19 protein-coding genes are annotated in these 23,391 nt (G+C 63.8%); 12 read left to right on the forward strand and 7 right to left on the reverse strand.

Going from position 1 to position 23,391, the window contains the following annotated elements:
* Positions 1-13 precede the first annotated feature (13 nt).
* Positions 14-2,032 carry a M1 family metallopeptidase gene (locus tag ABEA58_RS04655; protein WP_345549301.1) on the forward strand — a complete coding sequence of 673 codons (2,019 nt, stop codon included), beginning with the start codon at positions 14-16 and terminating at the stop codon, positions 2,030-2,032.
* Between the two features lie 43 nt (positions 2,033-2,075).
* On the opposite strand, the gene serB is transcribed toward ABEA58_RS04655, so the two are convergent.
* Positions 2,076-3,215 (reverse strand): phosphoserine phosphatase SerB, encoded by a 1,140-nt coding sequence (serB, locus tag ABEA58_RS04660; RefSeq protein WP_345549303.1) that lies wholly within the window; start codon positions 3,213-3,215, stop codon positions 2,076-2,078.
* 112 nt (positions 3,216-3,327) lie between these two features.
* Between serB and ABEA58_RS04665 the strand changes: the two genes are divergently transcribed.
* From ABEA58_RS04665 to ABEA58_RS04700, 8 genes are all read left to right on the forward strand, one after another.
* A complete protein-coding gene (locus tag ABEA58_RS04665; RefSeq protein ID WP_345549305.1) occupies positions 3,328-4,416 on the forward strand; it encodes a hypothetical protein in 1,089 nt (362 codons plus the stop codon).
* A 234-nt stretch (positions 4,417-4,650) separates the two neighbouring features.
* Positions 4,651-5,058, forward strand: a complete 408-nt coding sequence (locus tag ABEA58_RS04670) for a MerR family transcriptional regulator (RefSeq protein ID WP_345549307.1) — start codon at positions 4,651-4,653, stop codon at positions 5,056-5,058.
* A gap of 26 nt (positions 5,059-5,084) precedes the next feature.
* Positions 5,085-6,254, forward strand: coding sequence for an isovaleryl-CoA dehydrogenase (locus ABEA58_RS04675; protein WP_345549308.1), 1,170 nt, complete (start codon positions 5,085-5,087; stop codon positions 6,252-6,254).
* 139 nt (positions 6,255-6,393) lie between these two features.
* The gene (locus ABEA58_RS04680; RefSeq protein ID WP_345549310.1) at positions 6,394-8,001 is read left to right on the forward strand and encodes a carboxyl transferase domain-containing protein; all 1,608 of its coding nucleotides are present in this window, start codon (positions 6,394-6,396) and stop codon (positions 7,999-8,001) included.
* Between the two features lie 48 nt (positions 8,002-8,049).
* On the forward strand, positions 8,050-8,847 hold the full coding sequence (locus ABEA58_RS04685) for an enoyl-CoA hydratase/isomerase family protein (protein ID WP_345549311.1): 798 nt from the start codon (positions 8,050-8,052) through the stop codon (positions 8,845-8,847).
* A gap of 15 nt (positions 8,848-8,862) precedes the next feature.
* Positions 8,863-10,863: an acetyl/propionyl/methylcrotonyl-CoA carboxylase subunit alpha gene (locus ABEA58_RS04690; protein WP_345549313.1), complete on the forward strand. Its 2,001-nt coding sequence runs from the start codon at positions 8,863-8,865 to the stop codon at positions 10,861-10,863.
* Entirely contained in the window at positions 10,860-11,777 is a 918-nt protein-coding gene (locus ABEA58_RS04695) for a hydroxymethylglutaryl-CoA lyase (protein WP_345549315.1), read from the forward strand. Before ABEA58_RS04690 ends, ABEA58_RS04695 begins: the two co-directional genes overlap by 4 nt.
* A 226-nt stretch (positions 11,778-12,003) precedes the next feature.
* Complete coding sequence (locus ABEA58_RS04700) at positions 12,004-13,290, forward strand: DUF945 family protein (protein ID WP_345549317.1); 1,287 nt, start codon at positions 12,004-12,006, stop codon at positions 13,288-13,290.
* Positions 13,291-13,434: 144 nt separating this feature from the next.
* Here ABEA58_RS04700 and ABEA58_RS04705 read toward each other — a convergent pair whose 3' ends face one another.
* From ABEA58_RS04705 to ABEA58_RS04725, 5 genes are all read right to left on the reverse strand, one after another.
* A complete protein-coding gene (locus ABEA58_RS04705) occupies positions 13,435-13,785 on the reverse strand; it encodes a DUF4870 family protein (RefSeq protein WP_345549319.1) in 351 nt (116 codons plus the stop codon).
* An 87-nt stretch (positions 13,786-13,872) separates the two neighbouring features.
* A complete protein-coding gene (locus ABEA58_RS04710) occupies positions 13,873-14,865 on the reverse strand; it encodes a hypothetical protein (protein ID WP_345549321.1) in 993 nt (330 codons plus the stop codon).
* 388 nt (positions 14,866-15,253) lie between these two features.
* Complete coding sequence (alaE, locus tag ABEA58_RS04715; RefSeq protein WP_345549322.1) at positions 15,254-15,757, reverse strand: L-alanine exporter AlaE; 504 nt, start codon at positions 15,755-15,757, stop codon at positions 15,254-15,256.
* Positions 15,758-16,238: 481 nt separating this feature from the next.
* A complete protein-coding gene (locus ABEA58_RS04720; RefSeq protein WP_345549324.1) occupies positions 16,239-17,384 on the reverse strand; it encodes a beta-ketoacyl-ACP synthase III in 1,146 nt (381 codons plus the stop codon).
* 203 nt (positions 17,385-17,587) lie between these two features.
* On the reverse strand, positions 17,588-18,289 hold the full coding sequence (locus ABEA58_RS04725) for a ComFC family protein (protein ID WP_345549325.1): 702 nt from the start codon (positions 18,287-18,289) through the stop codon (positions 17,588-17,590).
* 136 nt (positions 18,290-18,425) lie between these two features.
* On the opposite strand from ABEA58_RS04725, the gene bioB reads away from it, so the two are divergent.
* Genes bioB through bioC form a run of 3 tightly spaced genes read left to right on the forward strand, consistent with a single transcriptional unit; the run spans position 18,426 to position 22,607 of the window.
* Positions 18,426-19,475 carry a biotin synthase BioB gene (gene bioB, locus ABEA58_RS04730; protein ID WP_345549368.1) on the forward strand — a complete coding sequence of 350 codons (1,050 nt, stop codon included), beginning with the start codon at positions 18,426-18,428 and terminating at the stop codon, positions 19,473-19,475.
* Positions 19,472-20,719, forward strand: a complete 1,248-nt coding sequence (gene bioF, locus ABEA58_RS04735) for an 8-amino-7-oxononanoate synthase (protein ID WP_345549326.1) — start codon at positions 19,472-19,474, stop codon at positions 20,717-20,719. The genes bioB and bioF overlap by 4 nt, the downstream gene beginning before the upstream one ends.
* Positions 20,709-22,607: a malonyl-ACP O-methyltransferase BioC gene (bioC, locus tag ABEA58_RS04740; protein WP_345549328.1), complete on the forward strand. Its 1,899-nt coding sequence runs from the start codon at positions 20,709-20,711 to the stop codon at positions 22,605-22,607. Before bioF ends, bioC begins: the two co-directional genes overlap by 11 nt.
* Positions 22,608-22,689: 82 nt before the next feature.
* On the opposite strand, the gene ABEA58_RS04745 is transcribed toward bioC, so the two are convergent.
* Positions 22,690-23,178 (reverse strand): L,D-transpeptidase family protein, encoded by a 489-nt coding sequence (locus tag ABEA58_RS04745; protein ID WP_345549330.1) that lies wholly within the window; start codon positions 23,176-23,178, stop codon positions 22,690-22,692.
* Between the last annotated feature and the right edge of the window lie 213 nt (positions 23,179-23,391).

The raw sequence follows: 23,391 nt of genomic DNA on the forward strand, positions 1-23,391 counted from the left end.
CTGGAGCTATTCCATGTCTTCCAGATGCCTTAGTAGCAGCCTGCTGATTTGCGCCCTATCGCTGATGGCAGCCTGCTCTCCCTCAGGGGAGCCGCAACAGCCCGATACTCAGGGCGCCGAGATCATGGCCGCAGAAGCGCCCGCGGCGTCAATGCAGGGAGCGGCGTTAGTGCAGGTATCAGCGCGGGAGTCGGTCCCCTCGCAGCGGCAAGCGGCAAAAGCGCAGCCCGACCTGCCGGAGTCCGGTGTCGATTATCACTCCTATGCCAATACCGATGACTTCCTCGTTGAGCATGTGGATCTGGATTTGAGCGTGGATTTCGAGCGCAAGGTGCTTGAGGGCGTGGCAAAACTGAAGCTGCAGCGCCTGACCGATAAGAGGGAGCCGCTGATCCTGGATACCCGCGGGCTGGAGATCGAGGCGGTGAAGGCCGGGCACGGCGGGCAGATGCACCCAGTGAAGTTCTCGCTGGGCAAAACCGATCCCGATCTGGGCACACCGCTGAAGATCCAGTTACCCAAGAACGCCACCGCGGTCACCATTCAATACCGCACCTCTCCGGACGCCTCCGGCGTGCAGTGGCTGGAACCCCAGCAGACCGCCGGCGGTGAACACCCTTTCCTTTTTACCCAGGCCCAGGCCATCCACGCCCGCAGTTTCGTGCCATTGCAGGATACGCCGCAGGTGCGCATCACCTATAACGCCACTATTCGCACGCCGAAGGAGTTGCGCGCGGTGATGAGCGCGAATAACGACCCCGGGGCGGAAATGGACGGCGTGTTCGAATTCTCCATGCCGCAGCCGATTCCCTCCTATCTGCTGGCACTGGCGGTGGGGGACCTGGAATTCAAGCCGATGGGCGAGCGCACCGGCGTCTACGCCGAGCCGGCGCTGCTGGAAAGCGCGGCCGCGGAATTTGAGGATACCGAGTCCATGCTGGAGGCGACCGAGCGGGTCTACGGCCCCTATCGCTGGGATCGCTACGATCTGCTCATTCTGCCGCCGAGCTTCCCCTTCGGCGGCATGGAAAATCCGCGCCTGAGCTTTATTACCCCGACGGTGATCGCCGGCGACAAGAGCCTGGTGGCCCTGATCGCCCACGAGCTGGCCCACTCCTGGTCCGGCAACCTGGTCACCAATGCCAGCTGGCGCGACCTGTGGTTGAACGAGGGCTTCACCACCTACCTGACCAACCGCATCATGCAGAACATTTACGGCGACGATCGCTATCGCATGGAGATGGCGCTGGGCTATGACGACCTGCAGGCCGACCTGGCCGAAAGGCCGGACGGTGACGAGATCATGGCCATCGATCTGCGTGGCCGCGATCCCGACGAGGTGTTTTCCAACATTCCCTATGAAAAGGGTTCTCTGTTTCTCTATGAGCTGGAGCAGAAAGTAGGACGCGAGAACTTCGACCAGTTTTTGCTGGATTACTTCAACAATTTTGCTTTCCAGAGCATCACCACGGAAGACTTTGAAAGCTACCTGCAGAAGACGCTGCTGGCCCAGTACCCGGACAAGCTGGATGCGGAGCGCATCCGCCAGTGGATTCACGAACCGGGGATTCCGGAAGGTGCCCCGGTTCCCACTTCCGATGCCTTTACAAAAATCGACCCGTTGCGCGAGCAGTGGCTCAAAGGGGAGCTGGCGGCGAAGGATATCGACACCGGCAACTGGACCTACCACCAGTGGAAATATTTCCTCGATGGCATGCCGGAAAAGCTGGACGAAAAGCAGCTGCGGGAGCTGGATAGTGCTTTCAGCCTGACCGAGTCCAGCAACAACGAGATCGCGTTCAGCTGGTTGATGATCGCTGTGCGCAATGATTACCAGCCGGCTTTCGGACGCCTGAACAGTTTCCTGACCGAAATCGGCCGCAACAAATTCCTGCGCCCTCTATACAGCAACCTGGTAGAGAGCGGCCGTCAGGAAATGGCCGCTGAGATTTTTGAGGGCGCCAAGGCTGGTTACCATCCACTCACTGTGAAAGTGAACAGCAAGATTATCTACGGAGACGAATCCCCGTAGTCCGTCCCAGGTTCCCCCATCGGGAGCCTTGCCTGAGCGCGCCTCAGCCGCGTTCAAGCAGCCCGGCGATCTGCCCGTCGTTGAGGCCGAACAGGTAGAGCGCCGCATCCAGCCCGAAGCGGTCGATGGATTGCGGTGCCTCCTGCCGGACTTTGGGCTTGGGATGAATGGCGATGCCCAGTCCGCCCAGCGACAGCATGGGGATGTCGTTGGCGCCGTCGCCGACGGCAATGACCCGCGACAGCGGCAAGCCCATTTCCACTGCAATCTGTTCCAGTAATTCGCGCTTGCGCGCCCCGTCCACGATCGGTTCGATCACCTCGCCGGTGAGGGCGCCGTCGGCAAATTCCAGCTGATTGGCATGCACCGTGTCCACCGCCAGTCGCTGGGACTGCAGGTAGTGGGCGAAATAGGTGAAACCGCCGGACAGAATGACGGTTTTACAGCCCAGTGCGCGCAGTGCCCGCAGCAAGGGTTCGGCGCCGTCTTTGAGGGGCAGCTGCGGGGCGATGCGGGCCAGCTCGGCTTCCGGAAAACCCTTCAGCAGTCGCATGCGTTTTTTGAAGCTCTGGCGGAAGTCCAGCTCCCCGCGCATAGCGGCTTCGGTGATGGCGGCCACCTGCGCGCCGATGCCGGTGATCTTGGCCAGCTCGTCGATTACCTCTGCGTCAATCAGGGTGGAATCCATATCGAAACCGGCCAGTGAGGGCGGGCGCTGGCTGTCCCCGGTCTGCAGTACCAGGTCCGCGCCGATCTCCTCCGCCAGTTTCAGGCAGGCGCGTCGCACCGGATCGAAGTCCAGTTTTCCGTCTAGCTGCAAGCGCAGCACGGTGCGCTCGCGGCGCTGAGACAGGGTATCCACCGCGGTGACCGATGCGCCCAGGCCGGCGACAAAATCCAGTAGCGCGCGCAACTGCGCCAGGGTCGCGCCGGGGGAGAGCAGGGTCAGGCACCAGGGGGCGGTGACCGCGCTGGCGGCGGGCTGCTTGGGCAGTGGTTGTGAGAGCGGCCGCGCAAGCGTCAGGGCATCGCCAAGGTCTGCGTCCCCCGTATCCTTAGCTAACCCCAGCAGCGCCAGCTCGGCCACACCTGGGTGGTACTCTAGGTAGTGCAGGGGCGCATCGCCGGTGGAGCGGGTGATCTGCGCGAGGGGCAGTTGCAGGGAAACGGTTTGGGCGTCCATGTTGAGAGTCCGTGGCATGGCAAAGTTGGGCGCGCATTATAGCTCCGATGACAATATCCGCTAAAATCCCCGCCATCACTATTCAAGAATCACAATAAAAGTGTGCCGCCTCATGTCAGCCAGCCCTGCCAGCCGCCCGAACCCGTCGCGATTGCTTAAGGATTTTTTCGCCGGGCTATCGCCGAATGCGCGTCAGCAGCTGGTGGCGGCTGTCGTCTGGCTCTTGGTCGCGGCCTTCTGCGCCACCGGTTTGAGCCATGATTTCGGCCGCCAGAAATCCGCAGCCCTGGCCCGGGACCGGGCTGTGGCAGAAACCGCGGCCACCGTGCTGGCCCGCCAGAGCCTGGAACGTATCGTCGCCGGTGACCGCATCAGTCTGCAGCTGCTGGCGCAGGAGCTGCTGGCGCTGCCCGCTGTTACGGGGATTACCGTGCAGGATGTGGAGTCCTACCCGCTCACGCAGGTCGGCGATGTGGAGCGCGGCGAGACGGTGACGGCGCCGGTCGTGTTGCACGACAGCCTGGCCGGCAGCGTCGCGATTAACTTCGTGCCCGCCGCCGGGGTGACTTTTCCTTGGGCGAGCCTGTTGCTGTGCCTGGTATTTGCGCTGCCGGTGAGCGCGGCGGTGGCGCTGGCGCTGTCGTACCTGCCGGCACGGCGGGCAACGCCGGTGATCTCCGCAGCCCCGCTCAGACCGGCAGCGGAGCCGGAACCGCCGGTGGCGGCGGGGCTTTACCTGCGGCCACTGAACTGGGCGCAGCTCGGCAATCAGCTCAGTCGCGGCGCGCTGGAGAAACTGCAGGCGCAGCTGCAAGCGCGTCTGCAGCTGCTGTGCCGTATCTACGATGCGCGGCCGTTAAGGGATGCCGGCCCGCAACAGGGGCTGGGGTTTGCCGGTGACGATGCGGCCTTCCGGGCGATCTGCTGTGGCCTGCTATTGAGGGAGTTGCAGGGCGCGAGCGCCATTACCGGGCTGCAGCTGGCGCTGGCCGTCACCCCCGGCGAGCTGCGGGACTTCTCCGCTGACCGCCTGCTGGCCCAGCCACGCGCGCTCTATCTGCACCGGGACCTTCTGCAGGAGGCAGAGCTGGCGGCCCGTATTCAGTGCCACGAAGGTGATGCCGGGCTGGAAGTGACGGCCCTGTCGCCGGTATATCAGCGGCTGCTGGACAACCAGCTGCAGCAGCTTGCCCGGGCCTGACGCCGCTGAATTTTTAGCAGCCCTATTGGCTGCCTTGGCTTGCCGCCGATTTCCCCCTGTGCCTCCTGGTCACACGCCGACTCCTGCTCACACTCCCGCTCCCTCTTCTGCGGCTGCGTCCATGGGGGCGCGGGCGGTATTTGTCCGCTGGCAAAATGGCGGCTGCGTCCTCTTGCTTACGTTTACGTTAACGTAAGCCTTTGCTAGTCTGGGCCCCGTTGCCAGGAGTCAGTCATGAAACCCGAATCGAGCCACGCTGAGCCCGTCAGCTACAGCATCTCCGACCTGTCGCGGGAGTTCGGCATCACCACGCGCACCATCCGTTTTTACGAAGACAAGGGGCTGCTCGCTCCAGAGCGGCGTGGCCAGACCCGTATCTACTCTCCCGAGGACCGGGTGCGGCTGAAGCTGATCCTGCGCGGCAAGCGGCTGGGTTTCTCCCTCGATGAGAGCCGGGAAATCATCGAGATGTACGACCCCGCCCACGGCAATGTGGAGCAGTTGCAGCGGTTGCTGCAGGGCATTGCCGAGAAGCGCGCGCAGTTGCAGCAGCAGTTGCGCGATATCCAGAGCCTGATGAGCGAGCTGGATGAGGCGGAGGAGCGCGCACGCGCTGCTCTGGCCAGAAATATTTCCCCGTGAACCGATAACCGTTTACCGGAGTGATTATGAACACCGCATACCGCACCCTTAATTTCAATCTCGGTGAAGAGATCGACATGCTGCGCGACATGGTTTTCAAACTGTGTCAGGCAGAGCTGGCTCCCCGCGCTGCGCAGATCGATGTGGACAACCAGTTCCCCGCCGATATGTGGAAGAAATTCGGCGAAATGGGCCTGCTTGGCATCACCGTGGAGGAAGAGTTCGGCGGCTCCAATATGGGCTATCTGGCCCACGCTGTGGCGATGGAGGAAATCTCCCGGGTTTCCGCTGCGGTTGGCCTGTCTTACGGTGCCCACTCCAACCTGTGCGTCAACCAGATCCGCAAGAATGGCACCCAGGCGCAAAAGGAAAAGTACCTGCCCAAGCTCTGTTCCGGCGAGCATGTGGGCGCGCTGGCGATGAGTGAGCCCAATTCCGGTTCGGACGTGGTCAGTATGCAGTTGCGCGCAGAAAAGCGCGGCGATCGTTTTATTTTGAACGGCAACAAAATGTGGATCACCAATGGTCCCGACGCCGACACCTATGTGATCTACGCCCGCACCGAGCCGGGACTCAGCTCCGGTGGCATTACCGCGTTTATCGTCGAGCGCGGATTCAAGGGGTTTTCCCAGGCACAGAAGCTCGACAAGCTCGGCATGCGCGGCTCCAACACCTGCGAGCTGGTGTTCGAAGACTGCGAAGTGCCGGAAGAAAACATTCTCGGCCAGCTGAACGGCGGCGTGCGGGTTCTGATGAGTGGTCTCGACTACGAGCGCACCATTCTTTCCGGCGGTCCGGTGGGCATCATGCAGGCCTGCATGGATGTGGTGGTGCCCTATGTGCACGAGCGCCAGCAGTTCGGCAGAGCCATTGGTGAGTTCCAGCTGATGCAGGGCAAACTGGCGGATATGTATGCCGACCTGAGCGCCAGCCGCTCTTTCCTTTACGCGGTGGCCCGGGCCTGTGATCGCGGTGAGGATTCCCGCAAAGACGCGGCCGCGGTCATCATGTTTACCGCCGAGCGCGCCACGCAGATGGCGCTGCAGGCGATTCAGACCCTGGGCGGCAATGGCTATATCAACGAATACCCGACGGGCCGCCTGCTGCGGGATGCCAAACTGTACGAGATCGGTGCCGGTACCTCGGAGGTGCGGCGTATGCTGATCGGCCGCGAGCTGTTTCAGGAAACCCGTTGAGGGTTTTATTAAACGATTGAGGGCGGTTACTGAAAAGTCTGCGCGGACTGTGCGCGGCCAAACGATGAAATCGCGCAAGCGCAAGAATGACGCTTAAAGAATAACGGCGAAATAGATTGCCACCAGCAAGCCAAGACCTATGAATCAGCTACACAGCAAGATCAATCCACGGGACGACGCCTTTGCAGCCAACCGCGAGCAGATGCAAAACCTGGTTGCGGACCTGCGCGAAAAGCTGGAGACCATTGCCCGGGGCGGCGGCGAGCGGGCCCGGGAGAAGCATCTGGCCCGCGGCAAACTATTGCCGCGGGAGCGTATCGACGCCCTGCTCGATCCCGGCAGCCCTTTCCTGGAATTCTCCCAGCTGGCCGCCTACGAGGTTTACGGGGAGGAGGTCCCGGCGGCCGGTATTATTACCGGAATCGGCACCGTCTCCGGGCAGCCCTGCGTGATTGTCGCCAACGACGCGACGGTGAAGGGCGGGACCTATTACCCGCTGACGGTAAAAAAACATCTGCGGGCGCAGACCATCGCCGAGCAGAACAACCTGCCCTGCATCTATCTGGTGGACTCCGGTGGCGCCAATCTGCCGCGTCAGGATGAGGTGTTTCCGGATCGCGAGCACTTCGGGCGGATTTTCTTCAATCAGGCCAATCTGTCTGCGAAAAATATTCCGCAGATCGCGGTGGTGATGGGCAGCTGCACTGCCGGCGGCGCCTATGTTCCGGCGATGGCGGACGAGTCCATCATGGTGAAAGAGCAGGCCACCATCTTTCTCGCCGGCCCCCCCCTGGTCAAAGCCGCCACTGGCGAAGAGGTCTCGGCGGAAGAGCTGGGCGGGGCGGAAGTGCACTGCCGCACCTCCGGTGTCTCCGATCACTACGCCAACAACGATGTGCACGCCCTGCAGCTGGCGCGCCGCTCGGTGGCGCGGCTCAACCGGGTGAAGAACCCGGGACTTGATATCCACAAGCCGGTGGAGCCTATTTATCCCCCCGAAGACATTTACGGTGTGGTGCCGGCGGATTCCCGTCAGCCATTCGATGTGCGGGAGGTGATCGCCCGCGTGGTGGATGGCTCAGCGTTTGATGAATTCAAGGCGCTCTACGGCACCACGCTGGTGACCGGCTTTGCGCGCATCCACGGCTACCCGGTGGGTATCGTCGCCAATAACGGCATCCTGTTTGCGGAGAGCGCGCAGAAGGGTGCCCATTTCATCGAGCTCTGTGCGCAGCGCAATATCCCGCTGGTGTTCCTGCAGAACATCACCGGCTTTATGGTGGGCAAGCAGTACGAGGCCGGGGGCATCGCCAAACACGGCGCCAAGATGGTGACGGCGGTGGCCACCGCCAGGGTGCCGAAGATCACCATTCTTATCGGCGGATCTTTCGGCGCCGGCAACTACGGCATGTGCGGCCGCGCCTACGATCCCAACTTCCTGTTTATGTGGCCCAATGCGCGCATTTCGGTCATGGGTGGCGAACAGGCGGCCGGGGTGCTGGCGCAGGTGAAGCGCGACCAGAAAGCGGCCCGTGGCGAGAGCTGGAGCGAGGACGAGGAGCGCGCCTTCCGCCAACCCATCACCGAGACATACGAACATCAGGGGCACCCTTACTATGCCTCGGCGCGGCTGTGGGACGACGGCGTCATCGATCCGGCGGATACCCGCCGGGTGTTGGGTCTCTGTCTGGCCGCCGCTACCCACAAGGCACCGGAAGAGACCCGCTTCGGCGTCTTCCGCATGTAAGGCCCCTATCCAGAATGCCGTGGGGAAACGGCAGAACAAGGAAATTTCATGACTGAAAAACTGCTGACTGACATCGACAGCGAGGGAGTGGCGACGGTCACCCTGAACCGCCCCGATGTCCACAACGCCTTCGATGACGACCTGATCCGGCAGCTGGGCGAAACTTTCGATCGGCTCTCCCGCCAGCCACAGGTTCGCGCTCTGGTGCTGGCCTCCACGGGCAAGAATTTCTCCGCCGGTGCCGACCTGAACTGGATGCGGCGCATGGCGGAATACTCGGAGGAGGACAACCGCCGCGACGCCGCGGCGCTTGCCGCCATGCTGCATAAACTGGACACCTTCCCGGCCCCGACCATCGCCCGGGTACAGGGTGCCGCCTTCGGCGGTGCGGTGGGTCTGGTGAGCTGCTGCGATATGGCGGTGGCGGCGGAGCGCGCCAGCTTCTGTTTATCGGAAGTGAAGATCGGCCTGCTGCCGGCCACCATCAGCCCCTACGTCATCAACGCCATCGGCGCCCGCCAGGCGCGCCGCTATTTCGTGACCGCCGAGCGCTTTTCCGCCCGGCGCGCCCACGAGATCGGCCTGGTCTCTGAGGTGTGCCAGGAGGGGGAGCTGGATCTCGAAGTGCAGAAACTGGTGAATGCGATCCTCGACAACGGCCCGCGCGCCGTGGTGATGGCCAAGCAGCTGGCCATGTCCATGTCCAACCGGGTGATCAATGAGGAGTTGCAGGGCCAGACCAGCGCCCTGATCGCGGCGGTGCGGGTGTCGCCGGAAGGGCAGGAGGGGCTGGGGGCATTCCTTGAAAAACGGGCGCCCAGCTGGATGGGCAGTGGCGGGGAATAATTTTTCGGACGCACTATGATTCGCAAACTGTTGATAGCCAATCGCGGCGAGATCGCCTGCCGCATTATCAAAACCGCGCGCCGTCTCGGCGTCGCCACGGTGGCGGTCTATTCCGATGCCGATGCCGACGCCCTGCATGTGCAGCTGGCCGACGAGGCGATCCGCTTGGGGCCGCCGCCGGCGAAGGACTCCTACCTGGATGCCGACAGGGTGCTCGCTGCGGCCAGGCGCACCGGTGCCGATGCCATCCATCCCGGCTACGGATTTCTGTCGGAAAACGCCGGCTTCTGCCGCGCCTGCGAGCAGGCGGGAATTATTTTTGTCGGCCCGCCCGCCAGTGCCATTGAAGCCATGGGGTCCAAGTCCGCGGCCAAGCGGATTATGGAAGAGGCCGGGGTGCCGCTGGTGCCCGGTTATCACGGCGAAAACCAGCAACCGGCACTGCTGCAAGAGCACGCCCGGGAAATCGGCTACCCGGTCTTGCTGAAGGCCGCCGCCGGTGGCGGCGGCAAGGGCATGCGCCGGGTGGATGACCCCGGTGAATTTCACAGCGCCCTGGATGCGGCCAAGCGCGAGGCCATGAACGCCTTTGGCGACGACCTGATGTTGCTGGAGCGCTATGTGGTCAGCCCGCGCCATGTGGAAATCCAGGTGTTCTGTGATCAGCAGGGCAACGGTGTCTACCTGTTCGAGCGGGACTGCTCGGTGCAGCGCCGTCACCAGAAAGTGGTGGAAGAGGCGCCGGCACCGGGGCTGACGCCGGAGCTCCGTGATGAGATGGGACAGGCGGCGCTGCGCGCGGCGCACGCGATCGGCTACGAGGGTGCGGGTACGGTCGAGTTCCTGCTGGATGCCGACGGCAGCTTTTACTTTATGGAGATGAATACCCGGCTGCAGGTGGAGCACCCGGTGACCGAGATGATTTCCGGTCAGGACCTGGTGGCCTGGCAGCTGGCGGTCGCCGCCGGCGAACCCCTGCCCAAGCGGCAGGAGCAGCTGGCCATCGACGGCCATGCGTTCGAGGTGCGTATTTACGCGGAAGACCCGGACAACAACTTCCTGCCGGCCACCGGCACACTGGTGCGCCACCGTCCGCCGGTGGATAGCGAATCGGTGCGGGTCGACACCGGCGTGCAGAGCGGCGATGAAATCAGCGTGCATTACGATCCGATGATCGCCAAATTGATCTGCCACGGCCGCAACCGGCGCGAGGCGCTGGCGAAACTGGACCGGGCGCTGGGCCAATACCAGATTGCCGGCCTGCGCCACAATATCGACTTCCTGCGCCGGGTCATCAACCAGCAGGACTTCGTCGCCGGTCGCGTCACCACGCACTTTATCGAGGACCACGAGTCCGAGCTGCTGCAGGCGGAGCGTGCACTCACTGCGCTGCAGTGCGCGGGAATCGCGGCGTATCTGCACGAGCGTGAACGGCGCGACCTGCGCGCGGCGGCACCGGCAGAGGACCCCGGCTCACCCTGGCACTGCGGCGACAACTGGCGCAGTGGCCTGCCTGCCCGGCGCCGGCACAACATCGACATTCACGGCCGCCATGTGGGTCTGGAGACAGAAGTGGTCGATGGCGCGGTGTCCTGGTGCTGCGAGGCTTTGGGCGAGGCGGGGCGCGGGGAGATCCGCCTGCTGCCGGGCAGCGAGCTGGCGCTGGTGGACGGGCGCCGCATGGGCTTTAGCTGCGTGGATACCGCCGAGGGCGGTGCCGTCTTTGTCGGTGACTGCCAGGTGGAGTTTCGCGTACTGCCACCGGATCTGGGCGAAGCCGGCCAGCATGCCGGGGGTCTGGAAGCGCCGATGAACGGCACCGTGATCGCCCTGCTGGTGGAGGCCGGCAGCGCCGTCGAGGCGGACCAGCCGCTGCTGGTGATGGAGGCGATGAAAATGGAGCACACCCTGCGGGCACCCTCTGCCGGCGTGGTGCAACAGTATCTCTGTGCGGAAGGCGACCTGGTGGATGGCGGCAGCCTGCTGATTGATTTCGATAGCGGGGAGCCAGCATGACAGACACCACCGTCACACTGCCCCGGCGGGTAAAAATGGTCGAGGTGGGGCCCAGGGATGGCCTGCAGAACGAGCGACAGCCGATAGCCGTCGCAACGCGCATCGGCCTCGTGGACCGGCTTTCCGCCGCCGGCCTGCCGGTGATCGAGGCGGGCAGCTTTGTCAGCCCGAAGTGGGTGCCGCAGATGGCTGCCAGCGAAGCGGTTCTCGCGGGTATTGAGCGCCGCCAGGGGGTGCGCTACAGCGCCCTGACGCCGAACCTGCAGGGCTATGAGCGCGCGCTGCAGGCTGGCGCTGACGAGGTGGCGGTATTCGGTGCCGCCTCGGAGGCCTTTACGCGGAAAAACATCAATTGCTCCATCGCCGAGAGCCTGGAGCGTTTCGCACCGCTGCTGGAGCGGGCGGCCACCGACGGCATCCCGGTGCGCGGCTATGTCTCCTGCGTCTTGGGTTGCCCCTATGAGGGGGACATAGCCCCGCAGAAAGTGGCGGCGGTGAGCGCGGCGCTGCTGGAGATGGGCTGCTACGAGATTTCTCTCGGCGATACCATCGGAGTTGGCACGCCAGAGCAGGCCAAGCGCATGATCGACAGCGTCGCCGGCCGCGTGCCGATCGAGAAGCTGGCGGTGCATTTTCACGATACCTACGGTCAGGCCTTGGCCAATATCTACGCGGCCCTGCAGATGGGCGTGGCAGTGGTGGACTCCGCCGTGGCGGGCCTCGGTGGCTGCCCCTACGCCCGCGGCGCTTCAGGCAATGTGGCCAGTGAGGATGTGCTCTACCTGCTGCAGGGGCTGGGAATCGACACCGGTGTCGATCTGGACAGACTGGTGGCAGCGGGCAACTTCATTTCCGCCGAGCTGGGGCGCGAGAGCAATTCCCGCGTGGCCCGGGCGATGACGGCTGCCTGTTAGGCGGCCGCCTCTGCGCTTTGGCGCTCTCTGCCCCATGGTGCTGCGCCAGCACCCGCTGCCTGCCGAGCTGAAATGCTGATGGAGCTTCAGGTTGAGTTTCGGGTTGGGTTTCGAGGTGAGGGCCAGGTGTTGCCCTCGCCCGCCTGCTGAATCGGTTACCATGGGCGCACAGCTTTAAACGCTTTAACGCTTAAAGAATCTCAAAATCTTCCGTGTTGTCTTTTCCATGAAACTACTGCGCAATTTGCTTCTGCTTGTGACCGGGCTGCTGCTCCTGATTGCGGTGGCCGCCCCCGGAGTCATCGGCCCCCAGGTCGAAACGGTCTGGCAGGAGCAGCTCGGGCGCATCGAGGGGCTGGAGCGCAGCGAGTATCGGCGCGGCTGGTTCGGCGCCGAGACGCAGATGCAAATCGCCACAGGCGATGGCCCGGCTGTGCTGCGCAGTGAAATCCAGCACGGACCTCTCCTTTTCACCTCCGGCGGCCCGCGCCTGGGCGCGGTTTACAGTGTCACCACGCTGGAAACCGAGCAGCTGCCGCAGCCACTGCGGGCGCAACTGCGAGCCTTCTATGGCCGTCTCGCCCACAGCCCTGTGCGTCTGGAAACCGTCGTCGGTGTGGACAACAACATCGACAATACTCTGCGCCTGCAACCTTTCGCCCGCAGCGACGCCGGCGGTGAGTTAGAGTTTGCCGGCGCTGAACTGGTGTTGCAGACCGATTACAGCGGCGCGGTGTTGAGTGGCGCGGTGCGCCTCGGTGAGATTCGCCGTAGAGAGGGTGATCACGAAAAGTTTTACAGTCAGGCGGCCGATGGGCAGCTGACGATAGTGCCTGGTCGCTCGCTGGAGGGCGGCCTGCAATGGCCGCTTGTAAAGGCCGAGACAGAGTCCGGCCCCGTGGAACTGCGGCGGGTGCGGTTGGACCTTGCCCTGAATCTGACCGGCGGCGGCGTGAAACTGGAGAGCATATTCACTGCCCCGCAGGTGCAATCCGCGACGCCGGTGAGCGCGGTCAGCCAGCGTATTCTGGTGCCGGAGGTTGCGCCTGCCGTACTGGCGCACTATGTGTCACAGCTGCTGCCGCCGACCGGTGGCCGCAACTGGGCGGAAGTCTTCGGGCCGCCGCTGTCGCTGCAGCAGCAGTTGCTGGTGGAGTCCGCCAATGGTCCCGCCATGGTGGATGCCGATATTGACTGGCGGGGTTACCGCACCGGCGCGGGTGGGGGGGCGCAAATATCGGAGCAGTGGCCGATGCCGATGCCGGGCCAGGCAGCGGGAGCGGCACAGTGGCTGGCGCCAATGACCGGCATCATCCAGGTTACGGCTGCGGAGCAGGCACTGCTGCAGTCTCCGCTGATCGGCCAGACGCTGCTACTGCGCCAGTACGGGTTGCTGGAGAAAAAAGATGGCGAGCTGCAGATGTTGCTGGAAGTGAAGCGCGGTGATCTGAAGGTCAACGGCCAGCGGCTGCCTGCGGATCTTTTCCTGATGGCGCTTACCGGGCAGTTCTGACCCTCCGCGCCACTGTTTCTTTCCCCTATTGTTTTTCTTTTCAGCCTGCTTGAGGCTTGTCTAAAAATCTTCTTCATTGTCCCCAGTCTTTAACGAAAAGACCGGCATAAAAGCCGGTCTTTTGCAGGGATTGTCGATGGCGGATCAATAGGCGGGGCGGCCATCCGCCAGCACCAGCCAGCCGCGAATCACCCGGTAGATCACCCAGATCCAGCTGATGCCGAGAATCACAAAGCCGACGAAAATCCACACCGTCAGCCAGCCCACCACAAACCACAGGATACTGAACCAGAAGGTGCGAATCTGCCAGCGAAAGTGCGACTCCGCCAGAGTGCCCCGCACGTCATCGCCTTTCACGTAGTTGATGATCAAGCCGATGAAAAACGGCAGCGCGGTGAACAGGCTGATGGCCTGTATCAGGTAAACCAGGGTGGCCAGGTCACGGGCGGATTGCTCGCGGGCCTCTGGACTTTTCACAGGGTACTGCTCGGACATGGAATTTCTCGCAACCGATTAAAGCTTCTATTGTGCGATCATCGCCGCACTTTGCAAACCGTGTCATAGGGGGCAGTACAGTAGCGATTATTGCAGGGCCCATTCGGTATGCAGATTGTGAGCTTTCCATTCCTGCAGCTGCTGTATTGACCGGCGCATCAGGTTCAGCAGCTCAATGCGCTGCTGGCGGCAATAGTCGCGCTCGCTGTCGATTGTGAGCTGCACCGACAGGTTGCGCAGCAGGCCGGCGATGGCGTCGAGGCCGATCTCCTCGGCATTGGCGGCCACCACCGCTGCGCACTGTTGCGCCTGCGACCATTGCCGGTCGGTCAGTGCGCTGGTGAGCTTGGTGATCTGCTTGGGCAGGTTGGCGGCTCGCTGGTTAATCTGATCGGCGAAGGTCTGGTGGTCGAGGGTGCCGCGTTTTTCTTCCAGTGTGCAGACGTTCAAAATTTTCAGGGGCTGCGCATCGGTCTCATCCATGGCCATATTGCTGGCCCGCAGCGACGCGTTCACTGCGAGGGCCTCGACATGGCCGAGATGCTGAATCTGATTCAGCGAGAAAATGATCGGCTGCAACTGGGCGTGTGCGTGGCCCGCCAGGGCCGCGCTCTCGCCGTGGGCGATGGCCGCCACCCTCTGCAGGGTTTCGCGCAGATTTTCCAGTGGGCGGCACAGCTGATGGCCGATCATGACCTGCAGGTCCGATTTGCTCTGGCGCAGCTCGCTGATGCTTCGCTGGGCCTCGGAGAGTTTTTTGTTGCGCTCTTTGACTTTGTGCTCGTAGTGGCGCAACTGCCGGTTAAGAGAGTCGCGCTCGGATTGCAGTTTTGTCAGCCGGCTGACACTGATGCGGGCCTCCCTGCGCAGTCGTCGCCAGAGCAGCAGGCTGGTGGTGAGTGTGGCGAGGAGGGCGAGTGAAACCGCCGCCAGCCATAACAGGGGCACCATTCCCGACGCCACAACCGGGAACTCCTGGCTGAGGGCGGCGGATGGGCTGATCAGAGAGAGAAATACAGGGATGGCGAAAGACGATCGCACAATGCTATCAGTCACCACGGAATTACGGCGTTTATTCATCCTTGTCACCATTTGATGGGGCCAAATCCTCTGGCCCAAAGCTCACTCAAGTGGGTCGAAACTTCCTGTTGGACCCACAGCTGCTTGTCACTGCAAAGGCGCGAACAACCTCAAGACATTCTGTTGGAAACTGTGCTGCTGGAAACCGCGCTGGCTGTCAGGGGTCGTTGGGGCGGTTCGGGTACCCCGGCGGGCAGAGCTGACTGACAAGGATCGCCAACAAAGATCGCTAGCAAAGCTCGCAAGCAAACCTTGGCGGCTACTAGGTACCGGCGCACCATTTGCCGTGTTTGCGACCGTCGTCACTCCCCCTGAGTAGCATAGTCCAATCTCAGCCGTTGTCAGGTTGGTGGAGGGATCTGCTGCTTTTGACGTTTCGGCCTTATCGTCAGGCCATGGCGCCCGCCCGGCTGTGCTGTCGGCGGCTGATCCACAGCCGCCGCAACCAGTCGAGGTAGAGACCGTAGGGGCGCCCCATTGCGCCGGCCAGCAGCATAAAGGTGCCGCTGGCGGTGGCGATCTCCAGCCAGTCGGCGCCTCCCAGCAGCATGTTTCCCGTATACAGGGGCAGCTGGAAGCTGAGGAAAACGAAGGTGTCCACCAGATAGCCGTGCAGTTTTCCCTGCCCCGGCAGGCGGCGATGGACCCACAGGCGGTACTGGCCGAAGGGGCGTGCGATGAGGGTGTTGAATACGAGCGCCATCACGCGCACCTGCAGGTGCTCCTGCAGGCTGAGCCCGGCGAGCAGCAGCTCGATGGGTATGGCCACAGCCCAGGAGAAGCTGTTCATGGCGAAGATGTCGAGCAGCAGCTCCCGGCGGCGGCACAGTGCCAGCGGCGGAGCCGGACTGGTTGCTGGCTCTAGGGGCGGAGCGACAATGGGTGGCGACATATCAACAGCGATCTCGTCAGTGGCCAGAACAGTCAGGCGGGTTGTGGTCGGCGATTATATCCGCAATTTGTGAGTTTGGTAGTCTGTGTATTTTGTATTTACTTGCAAGTTGGGATGAGTTGTTTGCCATAGCGGCTTATGTGTGACGATGGTCATGGTTTGGATTCCGTGCCTCCGCTCACATGCAGCCGTTCACATGTCTCAGCGCAAGCGAAGAACGGGTGCCGGTCGCGGTGTCGCCGGGCTTGGCGTCCGTGTTTGTGCGGGGTGCTGGGGGCGGTCGGGCAGCAGTGCGAACTAACCGGGCAGGTGGCAAGCTGGTGAAAGCGGAAAGCGGAAAGCGGGGAGCGAAAGGCCGGGAGCGGAAAGTGGGTGGGAGCCTAAAAATGTGGGGGCAGCAGTCGCCTCAGGCGGGCCATTGCAGTCCCAATCGGGCACGATCGTGTGCAAACGCCCCGGCTTTCACCGGGGCCGCCGAATATCAGAGGGCGATTTTTTCCAGCACCAGGCTGCCGATTGAATAGCCGGCGCCAAAGGAGCAGATAACCCCCCTGTCGCCGGGAGCCAAATCGTCACTGTGCAGGTTGAAGGCGATCATGGAGCCGGCGCAGCCGGTATTGGCGTAACGGTCCAGCACAATCGGGGCGCGTTCGGGGCTGGCTTCATCGCCCATCAGTTTTTTCGCGATCAGGTTGTTCATGTTGATATTGGCCTGATGCAGCCAGTAGCGTTTGACCTCGCTCGGCTCGCTGCCCGCGGCACGGGCATGCTCCTCGATATGGGTGGCGGCCATCGGGCAGACCTCCTTGAACACCTTGCGACCGTTTTGGCGGAACAGCTTGCCGGGGCCGAAGGGGTCCACATCCGCGGCCCGGGCGGTGTAGCCGAAGTTTGAGCGAATGTTGTTGGAATACACGGTCTGGGCGCGGGTGCTGAGCACTTCCCAGGCGGTATCCACCGCACAGGTGTCGCGGCGCTCGACCACACTGGCGACGGCCACATCACCAAAGATAAAGTGGCTGTCGCGGTCGGTGTAATCCACTTGCGGGGAGGACATCTCCGGGTTGATGACCAGAACCGTGCGCGCCGTGCCGGCGGCGATGGCGTCTACCGCCCGCTGCAGGGAGAAGGTGGCCGAGGAGCAGGCGACCTCCATGTCGAAGGCGAAGCCCTCGATACCCAGAGCGCCCTGGATCTCGATGGCGATGGCCGGGTAGGCGCGCTGCAGGTAAGAGGCGCCGACGATCACCGCATCGATGTCTTCGGGCTTCTTGCCCGCTTTTTCCAGCGCCAGTTTGGCCGCCTTGAGGCCCATCTCCGCCTGGTGGCAGATCTCGTCATCCGGGCGCTCGGCCAGGTAGGGGCGCATCCGCTCGGGATCGAGAATACCCTCCCGGCTGATGACATAGCGGTTCTTGATGCCGGAGGCTTTTTCGATGAACTCTGCAGAGGAGAAGGGCTTGGCCGCCAGATCGCCGGCTTCGATCTCCGCTGCATGGCGCTCGTTGTAGCGCGCGGCGAAGGTGTTGTATGCCTCAACCAGCTCTTCGTTGCTGATGGCGTCCGGCGGTGTCCACAGGCCGGTACCGCTGACCACGATACCGCGCGGCAACTTGAAATCTGTCATCGCTGAATCCTCGGCCCGCTGTCGACGGCTTGCGGACCATAGTCATTAATTTAAACCTTAGCAGCCCAGTCGTGGGGACCGTCGAAATGCTGCAAGCCCCTGGGGTGGCGGCGCAGTGTCGCAATGAGGGGAAAATAGCGCGGGTATTGTGACGAGATTGTCACATTTGGTCTACTTTAAGAGCATTTGGCGACAGCCAGTGGTTAGGGGGTTCTGGCCAAGGCGATGGCGCTCACCCGCATCGCACCCGCGGCCAGCAGGGCTGTGGCCGCGCTCTCCATGGTGGCGCCGGTGGTGATCACATCGTCCACCAGCCCCACCCGGCAGCCTTCTACATTCGCGCGGACGGTAAAACTGCCGCTTAGATTGCGCAGCCGCTGGCGTCGATCGAGGGACTGCTGGGCGCTGCTGGGGCGGCTTTTGCGCAGCACCCGTGGCCCTACCGGCAGCCCCCAGGCCTGCCCCAGCGCTGCGGCGACAAGCTCGGCCTGATTGAAGCCCCGCCTCCAGTAGCGCCACCAGTGCAGGGGTACGGGCACCAGCAGGTCGAGAGAGTCGATCTGATCAGCCAGGGTTTTCGCCGCCAGTGCCGACAGGCTGAAGCCGGCGGCCAGATCGCCGTCGTACTTGAAACGCTGGATCAGTTGATTGATGGGGAAGCCGTAGTGCCAGGCGCAGTGTGCGCTGCTCAGGGCGGGGGTTCGGGTCAGGCAGGCCGGGCACTGCCGCTTGCGGTGGGATGCCCCGGACGAGGGCGGGAGCGGCAGAGCGCAGGAGTGGCAGGCGGTGCCCAGGGCCGGCAGCTCAGCGGCACAGCCGGGGCAAACTCCGCAACCGGGCTCCGCCGCGCCGCCGCAGAGGACGCAGCGCACCAGTCTGCTTCGTCGCCATTCGCAGTAAACCATTCCTTTGGTTTCCAGTTGACAGTGACCAGGCCGTCGCTACACTGGCGAACATCTCACAGCAGTTCCCAGTAGCCGGCCTGCGCCGGATCAAAATAATGAACCAGGGAGACTACCCTCAGTGACCGCCGCCCAGCAAATGCCCTCCTCCACGATTCGTCACGACTGGACCCGCCAGCAGGTTCTGGATCTCTTTGCGATGCCATTTAACGACCTGCTGTTCAGCGCCCAGCAGGTGCACCGCGCCCATTTCGATGCCAACCGGGTGCAGGTGAGCACTCTCTGCTCCATCAAGACCGGCGCCTGCCCGGAAGACTGCGCCTACTGCCCGCAGAGCGCCCGTTACGACACCGGCCTGGAACGGGAAAAACTGATGAAGGTGGAAAAGGTGCTGGAGGAGGCTCGCGCGGCCAAAGCCAGCGGTGCCACCCGCTTCTGCATGGGCGCCGCCTGGCGCTCGCCCAAGAAGAAGGATATGCCCTACGTCACCCAGATGGTGCGGGAAGTCAAAGCTCTGGGCCTCGAAACCTGCATGACCCTGGGCATGATCAACGATGATCAGGCCAAAGAGCTGGCCGCCGCCGGTCTCGACTATTACAACCACAATCTGGATACCTCGCCGGAGTACTACGGCGAGATCATCACCACCCGCACCTATCAGGATCGCCTGGAAACACTGGACAGCGTCCGCGCTGCGGGGATGAAGGTCTGCGCCGGCGGCATCATCGGCATGGGCGAGGGCGATAAGGACCGCGCGGGCCTGCTGATGCAACTGGCCAACCTGCCGGAGCACCCGGAATCCGTGCCCATCAATATGCTGGTGAAGGTGGCGGGCACGCCGCTGGAGGAGCAGAAGGACCTGGACCCGTTCGAATTCATCCGCTGCATCGCTGTGGCCCGGATCATGATGCCGAAGTCCCATGTGCGCCTGTCGGCCGGCCGCGAGGCCATGAGCGACGAGATGCAGTCGCTGGCTTTCCTGGCCGGGGCCAACTCCATTTTCTACGGAGAAAAGCTTCTCACCACCGGCAACCCGGAAGCCAACAAAGACATGCAGCTGTTCCAGCGTCTGGGAATTAAGCCGGAGGAATACCAGCAGTATGCCGATGAGGCGGAAGTGGAAGCGGAACTGAGCTCGCGCATCGTCCAGCAGCAGAACGATCCCTACTTTTACGACGCGGCCAAATGACCTCCGGAGCGCCCTCCAAGCCAACTCTTGCTGAGACCCTGCAGGCGCGACTCGCGGAGCGGCGCCAGCGTGGCCTCTATCGCCAGATAAAGACTCTGGATGAGGCGCCCAGCCCCCACGCGCTGGTGGATGGCCGGCCGATGGTGGCCTTCAGCAGCAACGACTACCTGGGCCTTGCCCGCCATCCGCAGGTGATTGCCGCCCAGCAGCAGGGCGCCCGTCTGGGCGCCGGCGCCACCGCCTCGCACCTGGTCAACGGCCACCTGCGTGTCCACGAGGCGCTGCAGGAGGAGATCGCCGCAGCGACCGGACGCGAGGCCGCACTGGTGTTCTCCAGCGGCTATGCCGCCAACCTCGGAGCCATCGGCGCCCTGATCGGTCGCGGTGACTGTATCGTCTCCGACAAGCTCAACCACGCCTCGCTCATCGACGGTGCGCGCCTGTCCCGCGCCGAGAGCCTGCGCTTTGCCCACAGCGACATGGGCGCCCTGGAGCGGCAGTTGCAGCGCGCCCAGAGCCTGGGCGGCAATACCCTGGTGGCGGTGGATGGGGTTTACAGCATGGATGGCGACTGCGCGCCGCTAGCGGAGATCGCCCGGCTGTGCCGCCGTTATGGTGCCTGGCTGATGGTGGACGAAGCCCACGGCTTTGGCGTGATGGGCAGTGAGGCGCGGCCTATCGCCGGCAGTGCCGCGGCGGCGGGCCTCAGCGCCGATGAGGCGCCGGTACTGATGGGCACCCTGGGCAAGGCCGCCGGCAATGCCGGCGCTTTTGTCGCCGGTTCCCGCGCCCTGATCGATTATCTGCTGCAGTTTGCCCGCACTTACGTCTACACCACCGGCATGCCGCCGGCGGTTGCCGCCGGTGCGCTGGCGGCACTGCAGGTCATGGCGCGGGAGCCGGAGCGGCGCCGGCAGCTGCGTGACAATGTGGCCCGTTTCCGTCGCGGCGCGGGCCAGCTGGGCCTGCCGCTCTGCGACAGTGCCAGCCCCATTCAGCCCCTGTTGCTGGGCTGTGAGCACACCGTGATGAGCATCGCCGCGGAGCTGGCGGCCAGGGGCTATCTGGTCGGCGCCATTCGCCCGCCCACCGTGCCCGCCGGCACCGCCCGCCTGCGCATCACCCTGAGCGCCGCCCACAGCGGCGCGGAAATCGACGGCTTACTGGAAGCGCTCGGCGCATCCCTCGCCACTCTTCGCTCCGCTGCCGCAGCGGGTATCGAGGTGCGCCCCCATGCGCTTTGAACACCTGGTCCTGATTCACGGCTGGGGCTGCGACCGGCGCATCTGGCAGCTCTTACAGGAGGAGCTGGAAGAGCGCCTGGCGCTGCCGGTCAAAATTCTGGAGCTGCCGGGTTTCGGCGCGCGTCGCGGGGAAGACTGGCCCCAGCTGAACAAGCTGCTCGGGGAGCTGGCGCAAGAGATACCCCGCAACAGCCTCCTGCTCGGCCACTCCCTCGGCGGCATGCTGGCGGTGCGCCTGGCGGCCTGCAGCGAGCGGGTGGCCGGGGTCATCACCCTGGCCGCCAACGCCCGCTTTACCGCGACAGCGGAGTGGCCCGCTATGGCGCCAGCCGTGTTCGACGCTTTCTGCGCGGCTTTTGCCGCCGGGCCAGCGCAGGCCTGGCAGCGTTTCTGTGGCCTGCAGGCCCAGGGCGATGAAAACGCCCGAATCCTGTTGAAGCAGTTGCGGGCGCTCGCCCCGCCCGCCATCGGCGACGCATGGCCGGCGGCGCTGGAGTGCCTGGGGCAGCTGGACAATCGCCTGCTGCTGCAGCGGCTGCAGCAGCCGCAGTTACACCTGCTGGGTGAGCGCGATGCGCTGGTGCCCGCCGGCGTCGCGGAGACGCTGCGAGCGCTGGGGGTGGCGGCGGAAACCATCGCCGGCGCCGGTCATGCGCTGCCCCTGGGGCACGCCCCGGCGGTGGCCGCCCGTATCGATGCCTTCGTGCAGCGGCATGGCGGGGCTGAGGGTTTTATTGACGCTGAGGGCTCTATTACCGCTGAGGGCTCTATACCCGCTGAGGGCTCTATCCCCGCTGAGGACTCTCTCGACGCTGAAGGTTTTATAGTCGCAGAGGGTTCCATCGGCGCTGAGGGCTCTGCCGCTGCTGACAACACTGATACTGCCGAGGTTGGTGGGGAGGCGGCGGAGCCGTTCAGCAAGACTGCGGTGGCCCGCTCCTTCGGGCGCGCCGCAGCCAGTTACGATGCGGCCGCGCACCTGCAGCGCGCGGTCTGCCGGCAACTGCTCGCCGGCCTGCCCGCCGCGGCGCAACCCCGGCGGATTCTCGATCTGGGCAGCGGCACCGGCTACGGCAGTGCGCTGCTGCGGGCGCGTTTCCCCGCGGCGGAGATCGTGGCGCTGGATTTGGCCGAGGGGATGCTGGCCTATGCCCGCGCCAGCCGGCCCGCCGCCGATGGCTATATCGCCGCCGATGCGGAGCGGCTGCCGCTGGCCGAGGGCAGCTTTGATCTGGTGTTCTCCAGCATGGCGCTGCAGTGGTGCTATCGGCTGCCGCAGCTGTTCGCGGAGTTGCGGCGGGTGCTGGCCCCGGGCGGCAGGCTACTGGTTTCCACCCTGGGTCCGGGCACCCTGCGGGAACTGAAGGCGGCCTGGTCGCAGGTGGACAGCGGCGTGCACGTAAACCGCTTTCTGCCCGCCGCAGACTGGGCCGCCGCGGCGCGGCGGGCCGATTTGCCCGGCACTGTGCAGAAGGAAGAGCGGGTGCTGCACTACGCCTGCGCCATGGAGCTGATGCGCGACCTGAAGCGCATCGGCGCCAACAACGTCAATCGCGATGCCGGGCGCGGGCTGACCGGGCGTCAGCGCCTGCGGCGCCTGTCGCAGGCTTATGAATCCCAGCGCGGGGCGGCGGGCCTGCCGGCCAGTTACGAGGTGTTTTACCTGCAGCTGCAGCGCGGTTCGGCCAGCGGCGAGCGGGATGTCGGCGGCGAAAATGCCGCCAGAGGTGAAAGGGCTGAAAGCACTGAGAGCGGCGGGCATCGCGGCCCCGGCGTGAGAGAAGTCATTACCGAGAGTGGTGGAATTTCCGCAAGCGGCGCGGGCAAAAGCCCTGATGCCCGCAGCGACACCGGGGCAGGTGCCGGCGTCAGGGGCGTGCGAAGCTGATGCCGGGCGGACCCGGCGGCAAGAGTGCGGGCTGTGTTGAGTTGCTGGTGGTTGCGGGCCGGTGGTTGCCGACTGAGAGGGGTTACGGGTAGATGGAAATTGGCGTCGGGGTATCCACCATCGCCCAGATCTCATCCATCTCAGGATTGGTCACCGCGATGCAGCCGTCGGTCCAGTTCATCTTGGTCAGGTAGTTCTCCATGCCTTTCCACTGCGGCTTGATACCGTGGATCATAATGTCCCCGCCCGGGTCCACACCCAGGCGCCGTGCGCGGGCCTTGTCCGCCGCGTTGGGGTAGGAAATATGGATGGAGCGGTAGAAGCGGCTCTGGGGGTTTTTCCAGTCCAGGGTATAGCGACCCTCCGGCGTGCGCTCGTCACCCTGCATGACTTTGTGTCCGCGCGGGTTCTCGCCGAAGACCACCTTGTAGCTTTTCAGCACCCGGCCGTTGCGCTTTAACTGCATCAGCGACTTGGATTTATACACCACCACCTCATCCGCTTTCTGGATGGTGGCGTTGGCGAGCATGGGCGCTAAGAGCAGCAGGGCAAAAGAAAGGTATCGCATCATTTGGTAAACCGTTTTTGTCAGTTTCCGCGTAAAGACAGCCTCCCTGCTTTCACCTCGCCGCAGGGCGGGTGGCGCGATTCATGACAGCGTTATCCTGCGCTGGCAACCAGATCCCGGCCGGGCATGCTGTTAGGGCGAACCTAACCCGGATGCATAAAAGAGGCGGGGGTGATTAAAAAATGATCTTAGCGGCTAACTTATCAGCAATCGGGT

The organism is Microbulbifer aestuariivivens, from assembly GCF_039545115.1.
GTDB lineage: Bacteria > Pseudomonadota > Gammaproteobacteria > Pseudomonadales > Cellvibrionaceae > Microbulbifer > Microbulbifer aestuariivivens.